Here is a 2,713-nt window from a genome sequence, read left to right as displayed (position 1 = left end):
ACTGCTCCTTTCATTTTAGGGAGGATATATAATCTTGAGCAAATTATTATACCTTAAAAGGTTAGGAGTAGTTCACATAAATTTAAGTTAACAGAAACACATAAAAATCTGGGAGGAAAAATGAGAAAAGGAGATTTAAAAAAGAGAATAGAGAAGGCAGGAGGAAATGCTGATGGATAGGGAAGAATATATTTACAGGAAACTAGAGAGTCTTTCACCACTAAATAAAGCACTTTCACAGGAAATGGCAGCATCTCTTGGGGAATGGGCAACAATTGAGGAAGTGGCAAAATATTTAAAAAGGCATAAAAATACCATCTATGACAAAGTAGATGGGGGAGATCTTCTCTACAGGAGAATAGGACCAAGCATTTTAATTTATACTAAAAGTTTAATTTTTCTTCTGGAATAATTTCAGGCTTCACAATCTGTCACAAAGGATAACATTGAATCACTGTTTAATCCTGACTGGGTATAGTATCATATATGTATAACAAAAATAAAACAGGAGGTAACAAAATGGAAGGAAGAGAAAATCAGGTAATACTGGCAGTGGTTAAGAAGGAGATGGAGAAGGTGGAAAATGCTATCAAGAGGGAAAAGGCTATATTAAAAAATATAGATGACATCACAGCAACTCTTGAGCATATAGCAGAACAGGTGGAAGCAGGAACAGCGTTTCCAGAAAATTCAGCATATGAATCATACAAAGACTGGGAGACAAGCGCAGAAAAAGAAATCAAGTCTTACAATACTTCACTTGAAACAATAGACAAGTACAGAAGTCTGCTGGCAGCATATCAGTTTTATGTAAAAAATAATACACCAGAAGCTTAATCAGGGAAAGGGCTGTGGCAGAAGCTGCAGTCTTTTTTTGTCAAAAAATAAAAAATGGAGGAATACATATGAAAATAGTGATAATAAAATTCTTAAAATACTTTATCTGCAAGTGGCTGGGAACAAAGACAATGGAAAATGTAGTGATAGTCGCCTTAGGGGAACTGGTAAAGAGAACAGAGAGCAAAATAGATGACAGAATATATGAGGGAGTATTTGGAAAGATGGAGGGAAAGAAAGATGAACAATAATGCAGAACTGTTTTTCAAGATAATAACTACTACAGGAACTTTTCTTTTAGCGTATCACAAATACACACTTTCATTGTTTGATAAAAAGCTGGATAAGAGAGAATGTGAAAAGGAAAGATTATTTGCAGAGAAATTCAGAATAGAAAATATAAAGACACTGGCTGATGGAATAAATAGAATCGAGGAGAGAATGACAAGAATAGAGGAACAACTGATAAAACAATACAGAGATTAAAAAATACCTCATAGACCTTAAAAACCTATAGAGCTATTAAAGTTCATGTTTATGGATAAAGGCGAACATTTATAGGAATAAAGAGCTCTATTTTTAAGATGTCAATTTTAAGATGCTTTTTTACACTTATAATCTTAAAGGTTATAATCGTTAATATTGGAAGTTGGGAGAGTTCGCCTTTATCCATATAAGAGAACACTTGCTATTTTAATAGAATTTAAGATTATTATAACTTATAAAAATCACATTGGGGAGGAAAATATGATAGAGCAGCTTATGAAAACAGTAAAAAAAGGGAATAAAAAAAGAGGTGTAAACATAACAATAGGAGCAGTAGTAGGATTTTTGTTGTCATGTACTGGAGTAATGGGAGCAGATGAATATTTGTGGATAAGAGAAAATAATGGGACAATAGAATTTAATACAACAGTAACTACTGATGATAATGGTACTGATGGAAATTGGAGTGAAACACACCCATATAGTGATAAAAATAGCTGGAATACAACAACAAAAACTTATATAAATAATATGACATTGTTATCAAGTGGAAATAATGGAAATATAGGAGCTGACATAAGCTATGGACTTAGATTGAGTGGAAATTTAAATGGCTTGAATTTTATAAATAATAGTTCAATAACAGTAACAGGAAATAATTATGGTTATGGAATTTATAATGATGGTGAAATAGGGACTTTAACAAACAGCGGTTTAATAACAGTAACAGGAAATTATTCTGGTTATGGAATTTCTAATAATGGTGAAATAGAAACTTTAACAAATAGCGGTTCAATAACAGGAACAGTAACAGGAAATGGTTATGGTTATGGAATTTATAATGGTGGTGAAATAGGGACTGTAACAAACAGTGGTTCAATAACAGTAACAGGAAATGGTTATGGTTATGGTTATGGAATTTATAATAATGGTGGAGAAATAGGGACTGTAACAAATAGCGGTTTAATAACAGGAACAGTAACAGGAAATGGTTATGGTTATGGAATTTATAATGGTGGTGAAATAGGGACTGTAACAAATAGCGGTTTAATAACAGGAACAGGAACAGGAAATGGTTATGGTTATGGTTATGGAATTTATAATAATAGAGAAATAGGGACTGTAACAAACAGCGGTTCAATAACAGGAACAGTAACAGGAAATGGTTATGGTTCTGGTTTTGGAATTTATAATAATGGTGGAGAAATAGGGACTGTAACAAATAGCGGTTCAATAACAGGAACAGGAACAGGAAATGGTTCTGGAATTGTTAATGGTGGAGAAATAGGAGCTTTAACAAACAGCGGTTCAATAACAGGAACAGGAAGCAGTATTGGTTATGGAATTTTTAATAATGGTGAAATAGGGACTTTAACAAATACAGGAGTTA

Annotated in this window: 4 protein-coding genes and 1 pseudogene; all 5 read left to right on the top strand. The window is 32.8% G+C overall.

Going from position 1 to position 2,713, the window contains the following annotated elements:
* The first annotated feature begins 172 nt into the window (after positions 1-172).
* Positions 173-412: a helix-turn-helix domain-containing protein gene (locus E6771_RS16035; RefSeq protein ID WP_316092363.1), complete on the top strand. Its 240-nt coding sequence runs from the start codon at positions 173-175 to the stop codon at positions 410-412.
* A 107-nt stretch (positions 413-519) separates the two neighbouring features.
* Positions 520-837 carry a hypothetical protein gene (locus E6771_RS16030; protein WP_316092365.1) on the top strand — a complete coding sequence of 106 codons (318 nt, stop codon included), beginning with the start codon at positions 520-522 and terminating at the stop codon, positions 835-837.
* A 68-nt stretch (positions 838-905) separates the two neighbouring features.
* Positions 906-1,088: a hypothetical protein gene (locus tag E6771_RS16025; protein ID WP_316092361.1), complete on the top strand. Its 183-nt coding sequence runs from the start codon at positions 906-908 to the stop codon at positions 1,086-1,088.
* The gene (locus E6771_RS16020) at positions 1,078-1,323 is read left to right on the top strand and encodes a hypothetical protein (RefSeq protein WP_316092360.1); all 246 of its coding nucleotides are present in this window, start codon (positions 1,078-1,080) and stop codon (positions 1,321-1,323) included. The genes E6771_RS16025 and E6771_RS16020 overlap by 11 nt, the downstream gene beginning before the upstream one ends.
* Before the next feature lie 261 nt (positions 1,324-1,584).
* Positions 1,585-2,713 (top strand): annotated as a pseudogene (locus tag E6771_RS16015) (autotransporter domain-containing protein); the annotation flags it as partial.

The sequence above is a fragment of the Fusobacterium sp. genome (assembly GCF_032477075.1).
Classification (GTDB): domain Bacteria; phylum Fusobacteriota; class Fusobacteriia; order Fusobacteriales; family Fusobacteriaceae; genus Fusobacterium_A.
The sequence above is the reverse complement of the archived record's forward strand: the minus strand, read 5'-3'. Positions and strand labels throughout refer to the sequence as shown.

Bases quoted from the DNA above. Each gene is read 5' to 3' on its own strand.
- E6771_RS16035 (WP_316092363.1), top strand. From the start codon at position 173: ATGGATAGGGAAGAATATATTTACAGGAAACTAGAGAGTCTTTCACCA.
- E6771_RS16025 (WP_316092361.1), top strand. From the start codon at position 906: ATGAAAATAGTGATAATAAAATTCTTAAAATACTTTATCTGCAAGTGG.
- E6771_RS16020 (WP_316092360.1), top strand. From the start codon at position 1,078: ATGAACAATAATGCAGAACTGTTTTTCAAGATAATAACTACTACAGGA.
- E6771_RS16030 (WP_316092365.1), top strand. From the start codon at position 520: ATGGAAGGAAGAGAAAATCAGGTAATACTGGCAGTGGTTAAGAAGGAG.